The following is a 23,123-nucleotide window of genomic DNA, read 5'->3' as shown; positions in this document are numbered from 1 at the left end:
ACAACCGGTGTTAATAAAAAAGAATAGCCATGAGAAATGTTTCACAGTATTCTGGTTTACAACAAAAAATATTTTTTGTGTTTGTCTATAGTGTGAGAATATACAAACTTTCGCAGAGAATAAATAGCCTAAAACAAAAAGAACATCAAAAAAACAATTCAACAATCAAATTCTTATTAATAACTTAATATAATATTAATAGAATCTTAACGGCTGATAAATGCTTATATACCAATGTTTACAGAGTTTTTTTCACAAAATAAACAATAAAAGAACAATCTGAGCTAGTGTTTTCACTAGGTTTTTTAACGGTTTTTTCTATAATGAACGTATACCAAGAATTAGTGAAAGGAGAGACAATATGGGCCTATTTAAGTCCTTATTCAAGAAAGAGCAACACACACAGGATACCGAGATTAATGAAAGCGTTATCCAACGTGAAGCGGATAACTTGGAAAAGCGATGGATAGATATACCAGCATATATTCCTGCTGAGCCAAAAGAATATCAATTGGTAAGTATTGTGGCCACTGCCATCGCAGCAGGAGAGTTTCCAGAAAGTCGTTTTGTTATCAAAAAAATCGCAAAACGAAATCCAGAAGCAAAAGAAGTTGCCATTATTGCAGCCAGTATAGCTGCAGAGCTTTCAGAAGAGTCTCAGCTAGTTGTCAAAAGAATTTCAAAACAAAACCTTGAGGAGGATCATTATGTTACGCAAATTTAAAATTTCAATTGATGGGAAAGAATATTTAGTCGAGATGGAAGAAATCGGTGGCGTCCCACAACCAGCACCTGTTGCGCCACAACCAACAGCGCCAGTTGCTACGACAGAAACACCAGCCCCTGCTGTTGAAGAAGCTCCAGCGCCAGCAGCACAGCCAGCCGCCCCAGCAGGAGCAGATGCAATGCCTGCGCCAATGCCAGGAACTGTGTTAAAAGTATTAGTCAATGTTGGTGATACGGTGTCTGAGAACCAACCATTGTTAATTTTAGAAGCAATGAAGATGGAAAATGAAATCGTTGCAGGAAAAGCAGGTACGGTAACAGGAATTCATGTTACCCAAGGCCAAATTGTGAATCCAGGGGAACCATTGATAACAATTAACTAGAATTAATTTAAGAAGAGGAAGTGATTTGTGTGGAGACACTGATTCAAGGTGTTATAGGAATGGGCCAAGAACCAGGACGCATTGTGATGATGCTGATTGGTGGACTATTAATGTATTTAGGAATAAAAAAAGAGTATGAACCAACACTTTTAGTGCCGATGGGTTTAGGAACGATTTTAGTGAACTTTCCCAATTCCGGCGTATTGAGCGCTGGCGGCGAGCCAGGTCCGTTTAATGTTCTTTTTGATTTTGGAATAAAAACAGAATTATTCCCGTTATTATTATTTATTGGGATTGGGGCAATGATTGATTTCGGGCCATTGTTACAAAATCCGTTTATGTTGATGTTTGGTGCCGCTGCACAGTTTGGGATTTTCTTTACAGTTATTATGGCTGTTTTATTAGGTTTTGATTTAAACGATGCTGCTTCGATTGGGATTATTGGTGCCGCTGATGGCCCAACGTCTATTTTCGTAGCAAATACCTTACATTCAAAATACATGGGGGCCATAATGGTTGCCGCTTACTCCTACATGGCGTTAGTTCCGATTATTCAACCAGTAGCGATTAAAGCAGTGACGACGAAAGCCGAACGTCGGATCCGTATGACTTATCGGGCCGGTGAAGTTTCTCAAACAGCGAAAATTCTTTTCCCGGTTGTTATTACGATTGTCGCAGGGTTAATTGCGCCGGTGTCATTACCATTAGTTGGTTTCTTAATGTTTGGGAACTTATTAAGAGAATGTGGCGTTTTGGATCGTTTATCCATTACAGCTCAAAATGAATTGGTGAATATTATTAGTATCTTGCTAGGACTATCTATTTCCGTTAGCATGAACTATGCAGAGTTCTTAAAAGTCGATACGTTGATGGTTATTGGCTTAGGGTTAGTCGCCTTTATTATGGACTCAGTCGGCGGCGTACTTTTTGCTAAATTCTTGAATTTATTTAGAAAAGAAAAAATCAATCCAATGATTGGTGCTGCAGGTATTTCCGCTTTCCCAATGTCTAGTCGGGTCATTCAAAAAATGGCTACAGATGAAGACCCACAAAACTTTATTTTAATGCATGCTGCTGGTGCCAACGTTTCAGGACAAATCGCTTCTGTAATTGCTGGTGGCTTACTATTAGCCTTTTTAACATAGGACGGAAAGGAGAACGAATACATGTCTGTTAACATGGAAGATTTAAAAATTGCTTTTGAACTGTTAGGTTTTGGTTGGGGCGGCGTTTTCGTTGTTTTATTTATCATTTATCTAGCATCTAAATTACTAACAAAATTATTTCCAATTAAAAAATAAAGGAGGTTATTGCTGTGAGCAGCGTATATACAATGAAAAGAATCTGGTTGCAAAAAGATAAAAAAGCTTATCAAGCTTGGCGCGAATTAATGGAAAAAGCCGAATTGCAAACGACAGAAGCACTTGATTACACCGTTGGCATATATGATGACACAGCATTAATCGCCTCTGGCTCGCTTTCAGGCAAAACGATTAAGTGCGTGGCCGTTTGTAAAAAATATCAATCTGAAAATTTGTTAACCCAATTGGTGGTTCATCTACTTGAAAAACTGAGAGAAGAAAACCAATTACACAGTTTTTTGTATACAAAACCAAAAAATGAACAAATTTTTCAGTCGCTAGGCTTTCAAAAAGTGGTTGCGAATCAAGAGGTGCTATTTATGGAGCAAGGCAAACCAGATTTTGCCGATTATCTTGGTTACCTGACACAGCATAAAAAAGCAGGGCCAGCCAGTAGCATTGTCATGAATGCAAATCCTTTTACGAAAGGCCATCAGTACTTAGTCGAAAAAGCAGCCCAAGAAAGTCCGCACGTTTATGTGTTTGTTTTATCTGAAGATAAATCGCTATTTTCAAAAGAAGCACGTTTCGCAATGGTGCAAAAAGGGGTCGCCCATTTACCCAATGTGACAGTCCTATCTACAGAAGATTACTTAGTTTCGTCTGCGACTTTTCCTACCTATTTTTTGAAAGAAAAAGCGCCATTAGAGGTAGCTGCAATTCAAGCAACGCTTGATGCAACGTTATTTAAAGAAAGAATTGCGCCAATACTTGAAATTCAGCAACGTTATGTGGGAGAAGAGCCTTATTCAGAAGTGACCGCTGTCTACAATCAAGCAATGCAACAAGTTTTCGGACAAACGATAACGCTAACCATTGTCCCGCGATTAGCGAGTGATGGAGAGCTGATTAGTGCGACGAAAGTTCGCAAAGCGATGGCTGAAGGCGACAAAGAGACACTCAAGAAGTTTTTACCAGCAACAAGTTATCAATACTTAGTAGAACACAAGAAACTAATGAGGTGAAGAAAGTGAAGATTATCAAAAATGCTACTGCAGGGACAGTAGAATCAAGTGATATTATGATTACCGTCCAACCCATTGAATCAACAGAAAATACCATTGAATTAGAAAGTAGTGTCGAAAAACAATTTGGCAATCAAATTCGTCAGGTGATTACGACAACTTTGGAACATTTAGATGTCCAAGGCGTTGCGGTCAAGGCGATTGATAAAGGGGCATTAGATTGTACAATCAAAGCTCGGATGATTACAGTTTTACATCGAGGCGCTGAAAAAGAAACGTATGATTGGAAGGAGTTGGACTCATGGAACGTTTAAGAAGAACAATGATGTTTGTCCCTGGAGCGAACGCGGCAATGCTAAGAGATGCACCTTTGTATGGGGCAGATTCAATCATGTTTGATTTAGAAGATGCAGTTTCATTAAAAGAAAAAGACTCTGCCCGTGTTTTAGTCCATTCTGCTTTGAAAACTTTCGATTATGGCAATATTGAAATTGTTGTTCGGATCAATGCTTTAGATGCTGGTGGTGCAGAAGATATTGAAGCAATGGTCTTAGCTGGTGTCGATGTGATTCGTTTACCAAAAACAGAAACAGCCCAAGATATCATTGATGTCGAGGCAGTCATTACAGAAGTAGAACAGCAAAATGACATTCCCGTAGGAACAACGAAAATGATGGCTGCCATCGAATCGGCCGAAGGTGTTCTAAATGCGCCCGCGATTGCCAAAAGTTCAACTCGCTTGATTGGCATCGCGTTAGGCGCCGAAGACTATGTTACCAATATGAAAACACGGCGCCATCCAGATGGCCAAGAACTATTCTTTGCTCGTAGCATGATTTTACATGCCGCTCGAGCAGCTGGGATTGCGGCTATTGATACGGTCTATTCAGATGTAGACAATACGGAAGGCTTTGAAGCCGAAGTTCGTTTGATTAAACAGCTAGGTTTCGATGGAAAATCGGTGATTAACCCTCGTCAAATCCCATTAGTTAATACTATTTATGCGCCAACAGAAAAAGAAATCCAGAATGCTAAGGAAGTAATCTGGGGCATTCGGGAAGCCGAAGCAAAAGGTTCCGGTGTTATCTCCGTAAATGGAAAAATGGTTGATAAACCAATTGTTGAACGAGCTGAACGGGTCATTGCGTTAGCATTGGCGGCTAAATTAATTACCGAGGAGGAAATATAGACATGGTAGTAAATAAAGTAGGCAAAGACATTCCTCAATCTTATGCAGAGCAATACGGCATTTATGAAGGAGAATTAGCACACATTGGTGCTTATCAAGAAGCGAGCCGAGCAATTAAACCAGTGAAACCTCGGGAGACAAAACTTTTAGGAAGTATTCGTGAAGCAATTGAAAAAACAGGGTTGAAAGATGGCATGACCATCTCTTTCCATCACCATTTCCGTGAAGGAGACTATGTGATGAATTTAGTTTTAGCCGAGATTGCCGCCATGGGGCTGAAAAACATTTCGATTGCACCTAGTTCAATTGCAAATGTTCATGAACCTCTGATTGAACACATTAAAAATGGAGTAGTCACCAACATTACTTCTTCTGGTTTGAGAGATAAAGTAGGAGCCGCTATTTCAGCAGGTATCATGGAAAATCCTGTGGTGATTCGTTCACATGGTGGCCGGGCACGGGCAGTAGCAGCAGGCGATATCCATATTGATGTAGCTTTCTTAGGTGCACCAAGTTCAGACGCTTATGGAAATGCGAATGGAACCAAAGGAAAAGCTACCTGTGGTTCTCTTGGATATGCGATGGTCGATGCAAAATATGCGGATCAAGTGGTCATCATTACTGACACATTAGTACCATATCCTAATACCCCTATCAGTATTCCACAAACAGATGTTGATTATGTGGTAGAAATTGATGCAATTGGTGATCCAGATGGAATTGCCAAAGGCGCGACACGTTTTACAAAGAATCCTAAAGAATTATTGATTGCTGAATATGCCGCAAAAATAATTACACATTCTCCTTACTACAAAGAAGGCTTCTCATTCCAAACAGGAACAGGTGGCTCTTCACTAGCAGTTACGCGGTTCATGAGAGAACAAATGCTTAAAGATGGCATTAAAGCAAGTTTCGCTTTAGGCGGAATTACGAATGCAATGGTGGAACTTTTGGAAGAAGGCTTAGTAGAAAAAATTATTGACGTCCAAGACTTTGATCATCCATCAGCTATTTCTTTAGGGGAAAATGCCAATCATTATGAAATTGATGCCAATATGTATGCCTCACCTCTTAGCAAAGGGGCGGTTATTAATCAATTAGACACAGCTATTTTATCTGCTTTAGAAGTGGACACAGATTTTAATGTAAATGTCATTACTGGTTCAGATGGTGTCATCCGTGGTGCTTCTGGCGGACATTCCGATACAAGTATGGCTTGTAAAATGAGTCTAGTGATTGCACCACTTGTTCGTGGACGGATTCCAACAATCGTTGAGCAAGTAAATACAGTCGTTACACCAGGTACGAGTGTCGATGTCGTAGTAACAGAAGTCGGCATTGCAATCAATCCAAAAAGAACAGACTTAATTGATTGTTTTAAAACCTTAGATGTTCCTCAGTTTACGTTAGAAGAGTTGAAAGACAAAGCCTACAACATTGTTGGCACCCCGGAACCAATTAAATATGGAGACAAAGTCGTTGCGTTAATTGAATACCGAGATGGTAGTCTAATTGATGTGGTACGCAATGTTTAATGGGGAAAAAGTAACACTTTTAGAGATGTTGGATGCTCGCGAACAAAGAGCTGCCACACAGAAGGAGTTGTTAGAAACAGCACCAGAAGCTAGTCTCTTATCTGCCACAATGAATATTCCTGGAGAAGTAAAAAATTCGCCCACCTTAACGGCTGTTTTTTTAGAAGTAATTGACGAAGTCGAGCAACAATTGCTGGATCAAGTACCGATTGTTAATTTTTACCGGAATGAAAAAACAGGTCCTGAATATTATTTGGCGGTTTCGTTAGCCCCACAAGAATTAAAACAAAGAATGGTCAAAATTGAAGAAACACATCCTTATGGTCGTTTAGTGGACCTAGATGTTTTATGGGGAAATGAGGAGCTAAAAAGCCTTCATCGAGGAGATTTAGGCTTGCCACCACGGCGCTGTTTTATTTGCCAAGAAGTGGCGAAAGTCTGTGGACGAAATCGACGTCACAGTCTTGAAGCAATGCAAGAAAAAATAACAGAAATAATTTTGACACGAAAGGAGCAGCCAAGTGAGTAAAAAAATTCGTTTTACAGAAACGGTGCTACGGGATGGACAACAAAGTTTAATTGCAACACGGATGCCAACCTCAGATATGCTGCCGATTATTAAAACAATGGACGAGGCAGGATTTCATGCATTAGAAATGTGGGGCGGGGCAACGTTTGATTCCTGTGTCCGCTATTTAAACGAGGATCCTTGGGAACGTCTTCGCCAAATTCGCAAAGAAGTTAAAAATACCAAACTTCAAATGTTATTACGAGGACAAAATTTACTAGGATATCGTCATTACGCTGATGATGTGGTGCGGGCCTTTGTCGAAAAATCAGTTGAAAATGGGATTGATATTATTCGTATTTTCGATGCCTTGAATGATGTCCGTAATTTACAAACAGCAATTCAAACAACAAAAGAAGCTGGCGGACACTGTCAAGCAGCGATTTCTTATACTACGAGTGAAATTCATACCATCGATTACTTTGTAAAATTAGCCAAAGAATTAAGTCAAACAGGAGCGGATTCCATTTGTATTAAGGATATGGCAGGCGTTTTGACGCCACAAACTGGTTTTGAATTAGTGAGCAAAATGAAAGATGCCATTGATTTACCTTTAGAGGTGCATACGCATGCGACTAGTGGTATTTCTGAGATGACCTATTTAAAAGTTGCTGAAGCAGGTGCGGATATCATCGATACAGCTATCTCTTCTTTCGCTGGCGGTACGAGTCAACCAGCCACAGAATCTGTAGCCATTGCGTTAGAAGATTTAGGCTTTGAAACAGGTTTAAATATGGAAAAAGTAACAGAGATTGCTGACTATTTCAATCCGATTCGTGATCGCTTTAGAAGTGAAGGCATTTTAAACCCTAAAGTTAAAGATACGGAACCGAAAACCTTGATTTATCAAGTGCCTGGTGGTATGTTATCAAACTTATTAAGTCAATTAACGGAGCAAGGTTTACAAGACAAATATGAAGAAGTTTTAGCTGAAGTACCTAAAGTAAGAGCAGATTTAGGGTATCCACCACTAGTTACGCCGCTTTCACAAATGGTTGGAACACAAGCCTTAATGAATGTGATTTCTGGGGAAAGATATTCCTTAATACCGAATGAAATCAAAGATTATGTGCGCGGAGAATATGGCAAATCACCAGCACCTATCGCAGAAGAGATTAAGCAAAAAATCATTGGGGATGAAGAGGTAATCACTTGTCGACCAGCGGATTTATTGAAACCAGAGTTGCATAGTTTAGAAAAGGAAATCCAACAATATGCAAAATCTGAAGAGGATGTCCTATTATATGCGATGTTCCCGCAACAAGGAAAAGACTTTTTAGGACGTCGTGAAGATCCTTTTTACGATGTACCGTTACAGAAAGTGACAGTCAAACTTGACTTGCCAGAATAGAACGGGCAAGTGCTCCGCAAATGTATAAAGAAGCAAGGGTTTGAGCGACGATAACGGTTGTTCAAACCCTTGCTTCATCAAATAGAAAAAAGGCAGCCCGTGAAAGGAAGTGACAATGTGTTAGAAGAAGTTCTAGCAATTCATCAAAAAAATATTGGTGTGCTAAGTCTTGAAGCAACAGAAGCGGTGTTAAACCATCATGATTTAGCCAAAATGTATACACCTGGTGTCGCAGAATTGAGTTTAATGATTGCCCAAAATCATGAATTAGCGCGCGAGTGGACCATTAGTGGTAAGTTAATTGCGGTTATTACAGATGGATCAGCTGTTCTGGGTCTCGGCAATATGGGCACGCAAGCGGGCTTGCCAATTGTTGAAGGCAAAGCTTTACTTTATAAAAATTTGGCGGGGGTCGATGGTATTCCTTTAGCACTGGAACAAAAATCAGTGGACGAGATGGTTCAAACAATTGAAAATTTACAAAATAGTTTTGCAGGAATCCATTTAGAAGATATTTCTGCACCAAAATGTTTTGAAATTGAAGAAAAACTTCAACAACGTTTGAACATTCCTGTGTATCATGATGACCAAGAAGGCACAGCCATTGTCGTTTTAGCTGGGCTAATCAACGCAGCCAAAATTAAAGGAAAACCTTTAAATGAATTGCGTGTGGTGATTAACGGAGTTGGTGCTTCTGGTGTAGCGACCGCTAAGTTATGTATTCAAGCGGGAATTACGCATCTCACCTTAGTAGATCGCCAAGGTGTTTTAAGAGAAGAAGACCCGACATTGAATCCTTACCAACGTGCTTTGCTTCGACAGGTAATAAAACCATCAGTAGAAAACAAAGATTTAGCCACCGCTGTCGTCAATCAGGATGTTTTTTTAGGCTTATCAGAAGCGGATGTGCTAACGCCAGCCCTGATTAAATCAATGAACCAAGACCCAATTATCTTTGCTTTAGCAAATCCTAAACCAGAAATTGAACCAGCCCTCGCCCAAGCCAATGGCGTCCGTTTATTAGCAACTGGTTCTTCCAAATATCCGAATCAAGTGAACAACATTTTAGTTTTTCCAGGTCTTTTTAAAGGGTTATTGGCAGCGAAAGGCAGAAAAGTCGATGTCGGTTTGCAAATGACAGTAGCACGAAGCTTGGCCGCTATGATTTCAGAACCCACAGTAGAAAAATTCATACCTAATGTATTTGATGGCGGCGTAGTTGACACGGTTTTTAATGCTGTACTAGACTATATAAAACAAGAAAAGACCACGGCAGAAGAAGGGACGTAAAAGGCAATGACAAAGCAAGCAAGGAGTAAATTAGCGCAGCAAGCACAATTGGCACTACTCTATGAAGTGACCTGTTTAAATAAACCAGGCTTGGTGGATCCAGTCGATGCAGGCGCCCATCAAGATATGGATGTTTTCACTTTTTTAGAAAGTAGTGTGGTTTTGACTCCTTATTTTGAAACCTTCGTTCAAGCTGGGACAGAGCTACGTCATTTGCCGATTGAGGCAACATTTCGCACGATTCGACAAGTTGGTTTAGAAGCAGAACGAGCGATGTTTGAGGCAACAGAAGGTATCAATACACATAAAGGAGCAATTTTTTCTCTAGGTATTTTTTTAGCTGTCTGTGGTCGTCTAATGATTTGGGAGACCCCTTGCACCTTACAATTGTTTCAACAAACGCTTCAAACAATGACGCAAGACTTATTGGCTGACTTTGAAAACCTCGCTACGAATGAGCTAGAAAAACTAACTTGGGGTGAACGACTATTTGTTCAGCATGGCTTGACTGGAATCCGTGGTGAGGCGCAACAAGGTTATCCCGCTGTCTTTGAACAGGGAGTGCCTTATTATCAAAAACATCAAGGCACACAACAACAAAAACTCATTGATACGCTCCTTTATTTATCGCTCTATGTTGAGGATACGAATTTGATTAAACGAAGTCAAAATGTCCAAATTTTTGAAGTATATCAACCGTTAATCCAGGAATATTTTGCTTTAGGGGGGACACAAACGTTACGGGGAACCCTTTGCTTAGAAAGATTGAATCACTTATTCAAAGAAAAAAATTGGAGTATTGGTGGCAGTGCAGATGCTTTAATTTTGGTGGTGTTTTTAGATAAACTAATGAAATTAAATTGGCTGACGCCTTAATTAAAAAGATAGTTACAACGCTGATTTGGTCAGTTATTTTGACCTTATATGCCTATGGAAAGGTCTCAAGAGAATTCAAGAAAGCGATTGACAAATACCACGAAACACAGTATATTTTATTACGAAATCATTCTTATCAGAGTATACAAATACGATGATAAACAGTTGAAGCGAATCTTGATTTGCTTTTCCTAAACCTGATTCTTTTAGAATCAGGTTTTTGTTTATCTAAAAGGCGGCATTCGTTCAAAAACGGCTGTCGCCTTTTTTTATGAAATTTTTTTAATATAAAAAATTTCATAAAAAAATCTTAAAAACAGAAAAAATTGTTATAGATTAGAGTCATTTTTTTGATGTAAAGTTTTTATAACTTATGTCTATAAAATTGATAAAAACAGTCAAAGTAGTAGAAAAAATAATAGTGGAATTTCTCAAAAAAATAAAAAAATTTTCCGTTATTTAATTATCGATTTATCAAACGATAAGTTATAATAAAATAATTTATTTATCTTTAATGATTGGGGAGGAACGTATAAACTTCCTCATTTTCCTCTCATTGTATAATAACTCACTAATGAATTAGTGAGTTTTTTAACATATCCAGGATGCTTGTTATCAAATGAATTTTTATATAAAAATTCACAGCATTATATTTTGAAAAGCTGAAGAAATGTACTAAACTGCAGGTGTTAAATCCATTTAAATCGCTAAAGGGGGAGATGAACAACTAGGGGAAGCTAATGATCTTGGTATTTATCGTTTATTTTAAAGAAAAGAGGGACGATCAGATGAAAAAGAAAATTGTTGAGGATTTTAATCGGAAAAGTCAGCATAAAAAATGGACAAAACGCAAGATGCTTAATTTAGCAATATCAAGTGGTTTATTATTTACGTCATTAGCAATCCCTGTAAGTATAGCTGTTACCTCTGGCACAATCAGTGCATCAGCAGCGGTCTTGGATATCGAACTATTATCAAATGTTACGTCAAATAATGACAGTGGCACTTCAACGAGTAATCGTTGGACAGCCGCAAACCAAAATCAACCAGTTAATTTCACGGTTTCTGGTGGCGCTTTAGCAGATGCTTCCGCTGTGTTTAGTGGACAAAAACAAGCGGTGTTAGTGGTTCCTCCTGAGTTAAGAGGAAATGTAGCTGCAGCAGGCAGCGCAGCAATCAATACCAATGTCACGATTGATCTTTCAAAAGTTACTTTTTTGACTGCCGTTTTGAATGCAGCCAATGATTTAACCAATGTGATTACTCAAATTACCAGTGGGGCGTTAGGGAATTTAACTGGTGTTGATATTGATTTGACGGAAGTGAATCGTCAATTGGAATTAGTTAATAACATTGAAAACTTAGGTGCTGCTTCATTTACAGCTCCGGAAACGTTAGCAGCTGACGGCTCATACATTAGTGCACCGATTAGTGATGGTTTAGGGTTAGTTTTAGCCCAAAATGTTTCAAACATCTTACAAGATTTGAATGCGGCAGTTCAAGCTTTGGAGGCAAAAGGTACCAGTATCCCAAGTAATCTTGTCGCCGCAGCTATAAATGCAGCCTTGCTTCCTGTCAAAGGCACGGTAAACGTGGCTGTTTCAGGTGCTTTGCCTTTATTAGCGGTTGGTGGTTCAGGCGTAAATGAGTTAGTGGATGCTTCTTTACTAGGCACAACCACGGTTACTTTACCAACTACCGTTTCAACACCTCAAAATTTATCCAATAATTTAGATGCTCGTTTTGTAGGAACAGTCGTTCAAACAGATCTTTTAGACGTTAATTTATTAGCAACAGCAGACGGTGTATCCAACATTTATTTTGCTGCAGGCACTACTAGTGAAGTAACCGCACCAACAATCACAGGAGTAACAGGTAATTCAACAGCAGGTTACGAAGTTAAAGGAACTGCCGATGCCAATGCCACGGTTGAAATCCGAAATGCAGGAGGCACCGTAATAGGCACAGGTACCGCTGATGGGACAGGAGCGTTTACAGTTACCGTTCCCGCAGGTGAAGCAGGTGCCAATGAAACGTTAACCGCCGTAGCGAAAAACGCCAGCGGCACAGAAAGTACGCCAACAACGTTCCAAACACCAGCGGATGAAGCAACCGTAACCGCACCAACAATCACAGGAGTGACAGGTAATTCAACAGCAGGTTACGAAGTTAAAGGAACTGCCGATGCCAATGCCACGGTTGAGATCCGAAATGCAGGAGGTGCCGTGATAGGTACAGGTACTGCTGATGGGACAGGGGCATTTACAGTTACCATTCCCGCAGGTGAAGCAGGTGCGAATGAAACGTTAACCGCCGTAGCGAAAAACGCCAGCGGTACAGAAAGTACGCCAACAACGTTCCAAACGCCAGCGGATCCTAATACGCCCGTGGCGACGCCAATTGTTGAGACTGTAACAGGTAGTACAACAAAAGGCTATGAGGTCAAAGGGACTGCTGAAGTTGGCACCACCATTGAGGTTCGCGATGCAGCTGGCACGGTCCTTGGTACTGCAACAACTGGAACTGACGGAAAATATACAGTGACTTTAGATTCAGGAACAGCAACAGCAAATCAAACGCTGAGCGTTGTAGCGAAAAACGCTAGTGGCACGGAAAGTCAACCAGCAACGGCGACAACACCAGCTGATGTCACTGCACCAACAGTTGATAACATCACAGGCAACTCTGGTTCGGGTTATGAAATTACAGGAACAGCAGACCCTAACACAACAATCGAAGTTCGTGATCCATCTGGGGCAGTCATTGGTACAGGTACCTCTGATGCGAATGGTGATTTTACTGTAACGCTACCAACGGGAACGACCAATCCTGGGGATACGTTAACAGTGATTGGAAAGGATAACGCGGGAAATGAAAGTCAACCGACTGAAGTCCTTGTTCCTGCTGATGCCACGGTTACAGCACCAACTGTAACAGGAGTAACAGGTAATTCAGTTGCTGGTTATCAGGTGACAGGCACCGCTGATCCGAATGCTACCATCGAAATTCGTGATGCAGATGGGAACGTGATTGCAACAGGGACTGCCGATGGGACTGGTTCCTTTGCTGTGAACCTTCCAGCTGGGACGGCAAATGCGAATGAAACATTGACAGCGTTAGCCAAAGATCCTGCTGGCAATACAAGTACACCGACAACCTTCCAAACACCAGCAGATGAAGTAGTGGCACCGCCAAGTGTCGACAAAGTTACTGGGAATACAACACAAGGATATCAAGTGACAGGTACCGCTGAACTTGGCACCACCATTGAAGTTCGTGCAACAGACGGAACAGTTTTAGGCACCGCAACAACTGGACCGACTGGCCAATATACTGTGACGTTAGCTTCAGGAAAAGCAACAGCTAAACAAACAGTGAATGTAGTTGCTAAAAATGATACTGGACTTGAGAGTCAACCAACTACAGCTATGACACCCGCTGATGTTACCACACCAACAATTGGTGACATTACTGGAGATTCAACAACTGGTTATGAAATCACTGGGACGGCGGACCCTAATACCACCATTGAAGTACGGAACCCAGATGGAACAATTATTGGTACAACGACAACGGATGATCAAGGAAACTTTACTGTGGACCTTCCAGCGGGAGCCGCTAATCCTGGTGATACATTAACAGTTGTTGGAAAAGACGGTGACGGCAATGAAAGTCAACCAACGGAAGTGACGGTCCCTGAAGATGCAACCGTAGCAGCACCAACTGTGACGACTGTTACAGGAACAACTGCCACTGGGTATCAAGTAACCGGCACGGCAGAGCCAAATGTCACCATTGAGATTCACAATGAAGCAGGTTTAGTTATTGCTACGGGAACGACTGATGGTGCTGGCGCATTTACAATCACTCTTCCGACGGGCACAGCAACAGCTAACGAAGCCTTAACTGCCATTGCGAAAGATGCTGCTGGGAAAGAAAGTAATCCGACTGCTTTCAAAACACCTGCTGATCCAGATGCACCAGTCGCGACACCTACTGTTGACAAAATCACTGGTAGCACGACAAACGGCTATCAAGTAGTAGGAGCAGCAGAAGTTGGTACAACAGTTGAGGTGCGTGACGCCGATGGCACAGTCCTTGGCATGGCAACTACTGGAACTGATGGCAAATACACAGTGACTTTAGAGCCAGGGAAGGCCTCAGCTAACGAAACAATAACTGTCGTAGCGAAAAATGCAACAGGAAAAGAAAGTCAGCCAGCTACAGCAACTACACCAGTCGACTTAGCCACACCAACCATTGATTCTATTACCGGAAATTCTAGTAAAGGTTACGAAATCACTGGAACGGCGGAGCCAAAAACCACTATTGATGTCCGTGACGCAGACGGAACCATCATTGCTGCTACAACTGCTAACGAAACCGGCCAATATACGGTGACTCTACCAGCTGGCGTAGTGACACCAGGAGAAACGATTACGATTATTAGCAAAGATGGCGCAGGTAATGAAAGTCAACCAGCTACAGCCGTTATTCCAGCGGATGTTGTTTTAGCGGCGCCAACTATTACGAAGGTTGAAGGAAACAAAGCCAATGGCTATACAGTCACTGGAACTGCTGATCCAAATGTCACGGTTCAATTTTACAATAGCAGTGAACAATTATTGGCAAGTGGCAATACAACTACTGGAGGTACCTTCTCCGTTCATATTGCAGCAGGGTTAGCAACAGAAAAAGAAACGTTAACCGCACTAACCACAGATACACAAGGAAATGTGAGTCCTAAAACCACATTTATGACGCCAGCCGATATTACGGGAGAACCAGAGATTAAAATTGCGGCACCAACTGTTTCTTCAGTTTTAGGAACGTCTAAAGCCGGCTACCTCATCAAAGGAACAGCTGAACCAAACCGAATCATTCAAATTAGTAACCGACTATTAAGAAGTGTGATTGCTGTAGGTGCCACCGATGCTGAAGGCAACTTCGCTATCCAATTAACAGCGGGACAAGCGACTGCTCAACAAAGTTTACTTGCGACAGCTACCGATGGCGCAGGACATTACAGTACGGCTACAACCTTCATGACGCCAGCCGACCCAACGAATCCTGGAGGAGGCAATGGTAACACTGGCGGAAATAACGGCAATACAGGCGGCAATACAGGAAACAATGGCGCAACTGGCGGGAATAATGGGAATGGTTCAAACACAGGTTCAAATCCAAATGGAGGTTCTGGTTTAGGCACAACAGGTTCTGGCTTAGGTTCACTAGGCAATGGCCTCGGTACAAATGGTAGTGGCTACCACCCTAAACTAAGTACCATCAGTTATGGCACTGGAAATCACGGGAAAACAGGCTACTTACCTAGCACAGGTGAAAAAGAGTCTTCAGCCGTGACAACAAGTTTGTTTGGCGCCTTTGTCGCACTCCTTGCGAGCATGGGAATCATCAAACGCAAACGTAAAAACTAGCTCTCTCCTTTAATTCCTATAGATGAGAAAACGTATTGTTGAGAATTCCCCACTCAATGATACGTTTTCTCGTTCCATTTAATGAAGAAAAATTGCCAAATAGAATAAAATGTGCTATTCTATTTTCAGAAAATCGAAGGAACAAGCAGTGAAAGTGCTAAATCCAACCTGAATTTTTTAATGCAGGAGGAGTGGGCGCTTTTTTTGTTGTTATGAAGAAAGGAAGCTAATTATGCAATCAGCTACAATGGAATTTGATACAATTGCGGCGATTTCTACGCCGCCAGGTGAAGGTGCGATTAGTATTGTTCGTTTAAGTGGCGAGCAAGCAGTTGCTATTGCAAACAAAGTTTATCGGTCAGGCACTAAAGATTTAGCTAAAGTCCCCACGCACACGATTCATTATGGTCATATTGTTGATCCGCAAAACGATCAATTGATTGATGAAGTCATGCTTTCTGTGATGCGGGCACCGAAAACATTTACACGAGAAGACGTGGTAGAAATTAACTGTCATGGCGGCATTGTCGTGGTGAACCAATTATTGCAATTACTGTTACGTGAAGGCGCACGAATGGCCGAACCTGGGGAATTTACAAAACGTGCTTTTCTAAATGGCCGAATGGATCTTTCACAAGCAGAAGCAGTGATGGACTTAATCCGTGCCAAAACGGATAAAGCGATGAATGTTGCATTGAACCAATTGGATGGTAACTTGTCGACGTTAATTCGTTCATTAAGACAAGAAATTTTAAATACTTTAGCACAAGTAGAAGTTAATATCGATTATCCAGAGTATGATGATGTCGAAGAATTAACCACGAAATTACTTTTAGAAAAAGCCGAATTTGTGAAAGCGCAGATTCAACAATTATTAACGACCGCTAAACAAGGAAAAATTTTGCGAGAAGGCCTAAGTACAGCAATTATTGGCCGACCAAATGTCGGGAAATCCAGTTTGTTAAACCATCTGTTACGAGAAGAAAAAGCTATCGTTACAGATATTGCTGGAACGACACGTGATGTCATTGAAGAATACGTTAACGTTCGCGGCGTTCCTTTAAAATTAATTGATACAGCGGGGATTCGCGAAACAGAAGACATTGTGGAACGAATTGGTGTCGAACGTAGCCGCAAAGCGTTAGCAGATTCGGATTTAATTTTGTTAGTCTTAAATCAAAGCGAAGAATTGACAGAGGAAGATCGTCAACTGTTGGAAGCAACGAAAGGCTTAAAACGCGTTATTCTTTTAAATAAAATGGACTTACCGACAAAACTGGATCCTAACGAATTACAAGAATTAGTCCCTGCAGAAGAAATTTTATCCGTTTCGGTGTTGTCAAACACAGGCTTAGACCAGTTAGAAGCGAAAATTGCTGATCTTTTCTTTGGCGGCCAAACAGGCGAAAAAGATGCTACCTATATTTCTAATACACGTCATATTGCTTTGCTGGATCAAGCAGCGCTTTCGTTACAAGAAGTGATTAACGGCATCGAAGCAGGTATGCCAGTCGATTTAGTTCAAATTGATATGACCCGTTGTTGGGATTATTTAGGGGAAATCGTCGGCGATAGTGTCCAAGATGAATTAATTACACAGTTATTTAGTCAATTTTGTTTAGGAAAATAAGACAAGAGAGGAATTTTTTATGAATCAATATCAAGCAGAATCATATGATGTTATTGTCGTCGGTGCTGGACATGCTGGCTCTGAAGCAGCCTTAGCAGCCGCACGAATGGGCGTTAAAACGTTACTTTTAACGATTAATTTAGATATGGTTGCTTTTATGCCATGTAACCCTTCTGTTGGTGGACCTGCCAAAGGAGTCGTTGTCCGAGAAATCGATGCATTAGGCGGCGAAATGGGTAAAAACATTGATAAAACCTACATCCAAATGCGGATGCTAAATACTGGTAAAGGTCCAGCAGTGCGTGCGTTGCGCGCGCAAGCTGACAAACATGCCTATGCGACAGAAATGAAACATACCATTGAAAAAGAAGAAAATTTAACCCTTCGTCAAGGGATTGTTGAAGAATTAATCGTGGAAGATGGCGTTTGTCGTGGTGTTGTAACTTCAACAGGTGCCGCATACCGTAGTCAAGCAGTGGTGATTACTGCCGGTACTGCCTTGCGTGGCGAAATTATTATTGGTGAATTAAAATATTCATCAGGACCAAACAATTCGCAACCTTCCGTTGGTTTAGCCAATCATTTAAAAGAATTAGGTTTAGAAATCGATCGCTTTAAAACAGGAACGCCGCCACGAGTAAAATCAAGTACGATTGATTATTCTGTGACAGAGGAACAACCAGGCGATAAAGAACCCAACCACTTTAGTTACAGCACGCCAGATAGTGCCTACAATCAAAACCAAGAGCCTTGTTGGTTAACTTATACGAATGAAACAACGCATGAAATTATTCAAAAAAATCTACACCGCGCCCCAATGTTTACTGGGATTGTGGAAGGTGTGGGCGCTCGGTATTGTCCATCCATCGAGGACAAAATTGTTCGTTTTGCAGACAAACCAAGACACCAATTGTTCTTGGAACCAGAAGGGTTGAATACCGAAGAAGTTTACGTCCAAGGCTTATCTACTTCTTTACCAGAAGATGTCCAAACAGAAATGCTTCATTCTATTGAAGGATTAGAAAAAGTAGAAATGATGCGTACAGGTTACGCCATTGAATACGATGTGGTAGTCCCTCACCAATTACGCCCAACATTAGAAACAAAGGTCATTGAAAATCTTTATACAGCAGGTCAAACGAACGGAACTAGTGGCTACGAAGAAGCTGCGGGTCAAGGCTTGATGGCAGGAATTAATGCTGCATTGAAAATTCAAGGCAAAGAGCCTCTTGTTTTAAAACGTAGTGATGGCTATATTGGCGTCATGATTGACGATTTAGTTACAAAAGGCACTAACGAACCTTATCGCTTATTAACGTCACGTGCGGAGTATCGTTTGATTTTACGACATGACAATGCGGACTTACGTTTAACAGAAATGGGTCATGAAATTGGCTTAGTCAAAGAAGAACAATATGCCGCCTATCTAGTCAAAAAAGCGGCTGTTGAAGCGGAAATTGCCCGCTTAGGCAAACATCGGATTAAACCAACCAAAGAAGTGCAAGCATTTTTGGAAACTAAAGGCGCTGCTGGCTTAAAAGATGGTATTTTAGCTAGAGATTTTCTGAAACGCCCAGAAATCAGTTATCAAGAAGTCGCTCAATTTATTCCCGCACCTGAAGAGGCGCTCGATCCGAAAGTAATTGAACAAGTAGAAATTCAAATCAAGTACGAAGGCTACATTAAAAAAGCCATGGAAAAAGTTGAGAAACTAAAACGCATGGAAGCAAAACGCATTCCAGAAAACATTGATTACCAAGCGATTAACGGCTTGGCGACAGAAGCAAAACAAAAACTACAAAAAATCCAACCAGAAACGATTGCCCAAGCAAGCCGTATCAGCGGTGTGAACCCCGCTGACATTAGCATTTTGATGGTCTACATCGAACAAGGAAAAATCGCGAAAGTGCAAGGATAATAAAAATTTGAAGCAGTTGCTTCTTCACGGATGATTGATTGTGAAGAAGCAACTGCTTTTTTGTTTTGAATTAGTCTACTCTTTTTTCTAAACTACAAAAAAAGACTGTCTTAAATAATTTCACAAACTGACCTATACTGAAAGCGCAAACAAATGATAGGAGTGGAACAAATGACAGATTGGTTAGGAATTAAAGGAAAAGTAGTGATTGTTACAGGAGGCTCATCTGGTATTGGTCACAGCATTGTTGAAAGCTTGTTAGCACAAGAGGTCTATGTCGCTAATTTTGATATTTCAGCATCAGAAACGCAACATGAGCATTTACTCTTTGTGAAAGTCGATGTAACTTCTCGAGCAGAAGTAGAAGCAGGTGTCGCTCAAGTGGTTGAAAAATTTGGAACCGTAGATGGCCTAGTAAACAATGCCGGCATCAATATTCCACGTCTATTGGTGGATAAAAATCATCCTCATGGGCCTTATGAATTATCGGATGAGGTATTCGACAAAATTGTAGCCATCAATCAAAAAGGGCTCTACCTAATGAGCCAAGCAGTGGGCCGGATTCTTGTACAAAAACAAGCAGGTGTCATTATTAATATGTCTTCAGAAGCTGGATTAGAAGGCTCCGAAGGGCAAAGTGCTTACGCTGCAACGAAAGCAGCGGTCAGCAGTTATACACGTTCATGGGCTAAAGAGTTAGGAAAATCAAACGTCCGTGTCGTGGGGATTGCGCCAGGTATTATGGAAGAAACGGGCTTGCGCACTTTAGCATACGAAGAAGCATTGGCTTATACACGAAATATTTCTGTTGAGCAATTGCGAGCAGGTTATTCAAAAACAAGTACGATTCCATTAGGTCGTAGCGGAAAACTCCATGAAGTCGCTGACTTAGTATGCTATTATTTATCAGACCGTTCAAGCTATATTACAGGCATCACCACAAACGTAGCTGGAGGTAAAACAAGAGGATAGAGGTGGGAAAACTAAATGACGCTAGTAAATAGATGGTACCAAGTAATAAAATTACTAGTTGATCACAAAGGAATGAGCTTACAGGAATTGCAAGAGAAATTAGCCGCAAGTCCTCAAACAGTTCGTAAAAACATTGATACATTGAATGATGAATTAATCGGTATCGCCCAAATTATTCAGAAGGAAAATCTCTTTCAGTTAGAAATCAATAACTTTGAAGGTTTTGAAGAGGTTTTGTCTGGACGGCTAAAAAGGGAATCTGATTTTAATTCTTCAAGCAAGCGTGTTTCCTACATTATCAAACGATTAATAGAAGAAGATCAATTTATTTCAACTTATGATTTATCCGAAGAACTCGCCGTTAGTCGCGGCACAGTTAATAAAGACATTAAGCGCATGAAAGAGCTGATTGCTCCTTGGCAGGTTGCGGTTGTAGGCACGCCAAACCGTGGCATTCATTTAGAAGGAAAAGAGTTTGATTTACGCTTACTTCATGTGAATTACGTCCAAGAATATTTTGAAGAACAGTTTCTTCATGAAACTACCAAACAAATGATACAAAAAATAATCAAAGAAACAAGACTAGCGAAACAAGATAGTTTTCTTTTACGAAGAGTGGTTTCAATTGTTTTGCAGCGTGTTTTAGCTGGAAAACTCATTACGGAACTACCACCAGAATATGTTGATTATGTTCGTCATAACGAGCAGATTGAAGAACTGATGTATCACTTGGAAATAACCTATAATGTAACGTTAAGCCAATGGGAACGTTCCTTTATCAGCTTTCCTTTTAACATCAACACAAACCATATTCGTAATTCTTTATTGGCTGATGAAGGACTCTTAGCTGACTATTTTCAAAAAATGATGAAAAAAATTCATCATTCAGTTGTTGTTGAATTTGATGAGGACTTCTTGTTTTCAGAAATGAAAGATCATTTAAGAAACGTGATGAATCGACTCGTTTTTCATGTGGAGTGTCACGATTTATTTTACGGAGAAATTGAACGACAATATCCTTTGGCCTATGAATTAGCCAAGATTGGCTTGCAAGAATTGGGCCGTTTGTTAAATCGTTGTGTGCCGACGGTTGAATTTGGGTATCTCGCTTTGTATTTTGAACTAGCATTGAGAGGGAACTATGAAGCGGGAGCCAAAAAAGAAATCGCTGTAATCTGCAGTACAGGTCATGGAACGGCCTTGATCATTCAGCGGCAATTGGAAAAAGTTTTGGGTCCAGACGTCCAGATTGCCCATTTTTCTGAAGAAGAGGCAGAGAGAAGAGAATTGAATCAATATTTTGCTATTTTTACAACCATTCCCTTAAAAAATATTCGACCACAAACACCGATGATCCATTTAACTAATTTATTTAACGATACTTGGCTCAGAAATGAGTGGCAGAGAGCAAAAGAAATTCGTTCCGTGGAATCTCAAAATATTCATATGACCTATCAATTATTAGAGAATACTCAAGGTTACCGAGCGAATATCCAGAAAATGGTTGCTGATTTAGAAGCAGAAAAATTAGTAGATCCCCAATTTATCGAACGAATTTTTACTAGAGAAGATCAACAAACAACTATTTTTGAATCGGGGATTGCCTTTCCCCATACAATTAATCAAGCCTTACCAACGATTATTTTATCGATTGGGGTTTTTGAAGAATCACTGGTTACACCAGAAGGTAAAGTTGATGTTATTTTGCTGTTGGGTATTCCAGAAGAGCTGACGGCCACTGTTGAAGCAGAGTTACTACAACTATATGACCGCTTGTTTACAATCGCAGGAGACGAACGTTTACGTAATGAGTTACGGAAGCAACGAGATGTTTTAGCGGTTAAAGAGTGGATGCAAAGGAAGGGGATTATCATATGAGTTTTATCTACGTATTCGGGGCGCTTTTTTTAACAGCTTACTTCGTTCAGATAGCTATGGGAATGAAACAGATTAAACACTTTAATCAAAACTACCAAGAATTGCGACAATTAGGGAAAGTCGCGATTGGTCGACGTGCAGGGAAGTTAAAAGCAGGCACGATTATCTTGTTTGCTGTGGATTCGCAAGGGAAAATCTTAGCCGCTAGAAAGATGCAAGGTGTCACCGTTCTAGCTAAATTTCATCCCTTACCTCAGTACGTGAACGAGGATATTCATTATATGGATCATTACCATCCACTCGTACAAAAGGAAAATAAATTAACCCAACAAGCGATGGAAAATGCACGAGAAATTTACTTACGTGTTGAGCTTGGCAATTATCAAGAAACACAACCATTAACGCCGCTTAATGGAGCCAAAATTCAATGGCAATTATGGAAAAATAAAGTACAAACAAAATTGAAAGGAAGTGTCGAGTAATGTCTTATATTACAAAATTTGCGGAAGGATTTATGCACCTTTTCCAAACAGGAGCAGAAACATTTATTTCTTGGATGACAGGCATCGTACCTGTTGTTTTGATGTTAATGGTAGCTATGAATACTTTAATTGCTTTTCTAGGAGAAGAAAGAGTAACCAAAGTAGCCAAACTTTCTGCCAAAAATCCTGTTACGCGGTATTTAGTGCTGCCTTTTTTATCCGCTTTTATGTTAGGCAATCCAATGTCCTTTACGATGGCACGATTTTTACCAGAATACTATAAACCTAGCTATTATGCTGCACAAGCGCAATTTTGTCATACCAGTAATGGGGTTTTCCCTCATATTAATCCTGGTGAATTGTTCGTTTGGTTAGGGATTGCGCAAGGGATTGATACGTTAGGACTAAATTCGATGGACCTAGCGATTCGCTATATGTTTGTAGGGATATTAATGAATTTTATTGGCGGTTGGGTTACCGATTTCACTACCGCCTATGTTTGCAAACAACAAGGAATTACCCTTAGTAAAACAGTAGAGATTGCTGTGGATTAGAAAGGAGCAA

At 40.5% G+C, this 23,123-nt stretch carries 19 protein-coding genes; all 19 read left to right on the top strand.

Annotation, left to right across the window (positions count from 1 at the left end):
- Positions 1-361: 361 nt before the first annotated feature.
- The 19 genes from IGL32_RS13090 to srlA all read left to right on the top strand — a co-directional run bounded on the left by IGL32_RS13090 (position 362) and on the right by srlA (position 23,113).
- Positions 362-724: a hypothetical protein gene (locus tag IGL32_RS13090; protein WP_002356004.1), complete on the top strand. Its 363-nt coding sequence runs from the start codon at positions 362-364 to the stop codon at positions 722-724.
- Complete coding sequence (locus IGL32_RS13085) at positions 708-1,109, top strand: acetyl-CoA carboxylase biotin carboxyl carrier protein subunit (RefSeq protein WP_002363547.1); 402 nt, start codon at positions 708-710, stop codon at positions 1,107-1,109. The genes IGL32_RS13090 and IGL32_RS13085 overlap by 17 nt, the downstream gene beginning before the upstream one ends.
- Before the next feature lie 29 nt (positions 1,110-1,138).
- A complete protein-coding gene (locus IGL32_RS13080) occupies positions 1,139-2,254 on the top strand; it encodes a sodium ion-translocating decarboxylase subunit beta (RefSeq protein WP_002383526.1) in 1,116 nt (371 codons plus the stop codon).
- Between the two features lie 21 nt (positions 2,255-2,275).
- Positions 2,276-2,410 (top strand): OadG-related small transporter subunit, encoded by a 135-nt coding sequence (locus IGL32_RS13075; protein ID WP_002356001.1) that lies wholly within the window; start codon positions 2,276-2,278, stop codon positions 2,408-2,410.
- A 32-nt stretch (positions 2,411-2,442) separates the two neighbouring features.
- The gene (citC, locus tag IGL32_RS13070; RefSeq protein WP_002378671.1) at positions 2,443-3,435 is read left to right on the top strand and encodes a [citrate (pro-3S)-lyase] ligase; all 993 of its coding nucleotides are present in this window, start codon (positions 2,443-2,445) and stop codon (positions 3,433-3,435) included.
- Positions 3,436-3,440: 5 nt separating this feature from the next.
- Positions 3,441-3,749 carry a citrate lyase acyl carrier protein gene (gene citD / locus IGL32_RS13065; protein ID WP_002355999.1) on the top strand — a complete coding sequence of 103 codons (309 nt, stop codon included), beginning with the start codon at positions 3,441-3,443 and terminating at the stop codon, positions 3,747-3,749.
- Complete coding sequence (gene citE, locus IGL32_RS13060) at positions 3,737-4,624, top strand: citrate (pro-3S)-lyase subunit beta (protein WP_002355998.1); 888 nt, start codon at positions 3,737-3,739, stop codon at positions 4,622-4,624. The genes citD and citE overlap by 13 nt, the downstream gene beginning before the upstream one ends.
- A gap of 2 nt (positions 4,625-4,626) precedes the next feature.
- Entirely contained in the window at positions 4,627-6,159 is a 1,533-nt protein-coding gene (gene citF / locus IGL32_RS13055) for a citrate lyase subunit alpha (RefSeq protein ID WP_002367543.1), read from the top strand.
- Complete coding sequence (gene citX, locus IGL32_RS13050) at positions 6,152-6,688, top strand: citrate lyase holo-[acyl-carrier protein] synthase (protein ID WP_002381329.1); 537 nt, start codon at positions 6,152-6,154, stop codon at positions 6,686-6,688. The genes citF and citX overlap by 8 nt, the downstream gene beginning before the upstream one ends.
- Positions 6,681-8,078 (top strand): oxaloacetate decarboxylase subunit alpha, encoded by a 1,398-nt coding sequence (locus IGL32_RS13045; RefSeq protein ID WP_002355994.1) that lies wholly within the window; start codon positions 6,681-6,683, stop codon positions 8,076-8,078. Before citX ends, IGL32_RS13045 begins: the two co-directional genes overlap by 8 nt.
- A 117-nt stretch (positions 8,079-8,195) precedes the next feature.
- Entirely contained in the window at positions 8,196-9,368 is a 1,173-nt protein-coding gene (locus IGL32_RS13040) for an NAD(P)-dependent malic enzyme (RefSeq protein ID WP_202569318.1), read from the top strand.
- Positions 9,369-9,374: 6 nt separating this feature from the next.
- Complete coding sequence (citG, locus tag IGL32_RS13035) at positions 9,375-10,244, top strand: triphosphoribosyl-dephospho-CoA synthase CitG (RefSeq protein WP_002379282.1); 870 nt, start codon at positions 9,375-9,377, stop codon at positions 10,242-10,244.
- 740 nt (positions 10,245-10,984) lie between these two features.
- Positions 10,985-15,679, top strand: coding sequence for an Ig-like domain-containing protein (locus tag IGL32_RS13030; protein WP_025192487.1), 4,695 nt, complete (start codon positions 10,985-10,987; stop codon positions 15,677-15,679).
- Between the two features lie 232 nt (positions 15,680-15,911).
- Positions 15,912-17,309, top strand: coding sequence for a tRNA uridine-5-carboxymethylaminomethyl(34) synthesis GTPase MnmE (gene mnmE, locus IGL32_RS13025; RefSeq protein ID WP_002379284.1), 1,398 nt, complete (start codon positions 15,912-15,914; stop codon positions 17,307-17,309).
- Between the two features lie 19 nt (positions 17,310-17,328).
- Entirely contained in the window at positions 17,329-19,227 is a 1,899-nt protein-coding gene (gene mnmG, locus IGL32_RS13020) for a tRNA uridine-5-carboxymethylaminomethyl(34) synthesis enzyme MnmG (RefSeq protein ID WP_002355988.1), read from the top strand.
- Between the two features lie 171 nt (positions 19,228-19,398).
- Positions 19,399-20,199, top strand: a complete 801-nt coding sequence (locus IGL32_RS13015) for an SDR family oxidoreductase (RefSeq protein WP_002379285.1) — start codon at positions 19,399-19,401, stop codon at positions 20,197-20,199.
- A gap of 15 nt (positions 20,200-20,214) precedes the next feature.
- Positions 20,215-22,077, top strand: coding sequence for a BglG family transcription antiterminator (locus tag IGL32_RS13010; RefSeq protein ID WP_002364610.1), 1,863 nt, complete (start codon positions 20,215-20,217; stop codon positions 22,075-22,077).
- Complete coding sequence (locus IGL32_RS13005) at positions 22,074-22,559, top strand: transcriptional regulator GutM (protein ID WP_002355985.1); 486 nt, start codon at positions 22,074-22,076, stop codon at positions 22,557-22,559. The genes IGL32_RS13010 and IGL32_RS13005 overlap by 4 nt, the downstream gene beginning before the upstream one ends.
- On the top strand, positions 22,559-23,113 hold the full coding sequence (gene srlA, locus IGL32_RS13000) for a PTS glucitol/sorbitol transporter subunit IIC (protein WP_002355983.1): 555 nt from the start codon (positions 22,559-22,561) through the stop codon (positions 23,111-23,113). Before IGL32_RS13005 ends, srlA begins: the two co-directional genes overlap by 1 nt.
- The last annotated feature ends 10 nt before the right edge of the window (positions 23,114-23,123 follow it).

It is taken from the genome of Enterococcus sp. AZ035, assembly GCF_050548325.1.
Lineage (GTDB): Bacteria > Bacillota > Bacilli > Lactobacillales > Enterococcaceae > Enterococcus > Enterococcus faecalis.
This window is presented reverse-complemented; position numbering and strand designations above follow the sequence as displayed.

Bases quoted from the DNA above. Each gene is read 5' to 3' on its own strand.
- IGL32_RS13015 (WP_002379285.1), top strand. From the start codon at position 19,399: ATGACAGATTGGTTAGGAATTAAAGGAAAAGTAGTGATTGTTACAGGA.
- citE (WP_002355998.1), top strand. From the start codon at position 3,737: ATGGAACGTTTAAGAAGAACAATGATGTTTGTCCCTGGAGCGAACGCG.
- IGL32_RS13090 (WP_002356004.1), top strand. From the start codon at position 362: ATGGGCCTATTTAAGTCCTTATTCAAGAAAGAGCAACACACACAGGAT.
- citF (WP_002367543.1), top strand. From the start codon at position 4,627: ATGGTAGTAAATAAAGTAGGCAAAGACATTCCTCAATCTTATGCAGAG.
- mnmE (WP_002379284.1), top strand. From the start codon at position 15,912: ATGCAATCAGCTACAATGGAATTTGATACAATTGCGGCGATTTCTACG.
- IGL32_RS13010 (WP_002364610.1), top strand. From the start codon at position 20,215: ATGACGCTAGTAAATAGATGGTACCAAGTAATAAAATTACTAGTTGAT.
- srlA (WP_002355983.1), top strand. From the start codon at position 22,559: ATGTCTTATATTACAAAATTTGCGGAAGGATTTATGCACCTTTTCCAA.
- citC (WP_002378671.1), top strand. From the start codon at position 2,443: ATGAAAAGAATCTGGTTGCAAAAAGATAAAAAAGCTTATCAAGCTTGG.
- IGL32_RS13030 (WP_025192487.1), top strand. From the start codon at position 10,985: ATGATCTTGGTATTTATCGTTTATTTTAAAGAAAAGAGGGACGATCAG.
- IGL32_RS13005 (WP_002355985.1), top strand. From the start codon at position 22,074: ATGAGTTTTATCTACGTATTCGGGGCGCTTTTTTTAACAGCTTACTTC.
- citG (WP_002379282.1), top strand. From the start codon at position 9,375: ATGACAAAGCAAGCAAGGAGTAAATTAGCGCAGCAAGCACAATTGGCA.
- citX (WP_002381329.1), top strand. From the start codon at position 6,152: ATGTTTAATGGGGAAAAAGTAACACTTTTAGAGATGTTGGATGCTCGC.
- mnmG (WP_002355988.1), top strand. From the start codon at position 17,329: ATGAATCAATATCAAGCAGAATCATATGATGTTATTGTCGTCGGTGCT.
- IGL32_RS13085 (WP_002363547.1), top strand. From the start codon at position 708: ATGTTACGCAAATTTAAAATTTCAATTGATGGGAAAGAATATTTAGTC.
- IGL32_RS13075 (WP_002356001.1), top strand. From the start codon at position 2,276: ATGTCTGTTAACATGGAAGATTTAAAAATTGCTTTTGAACTGTTAGGT.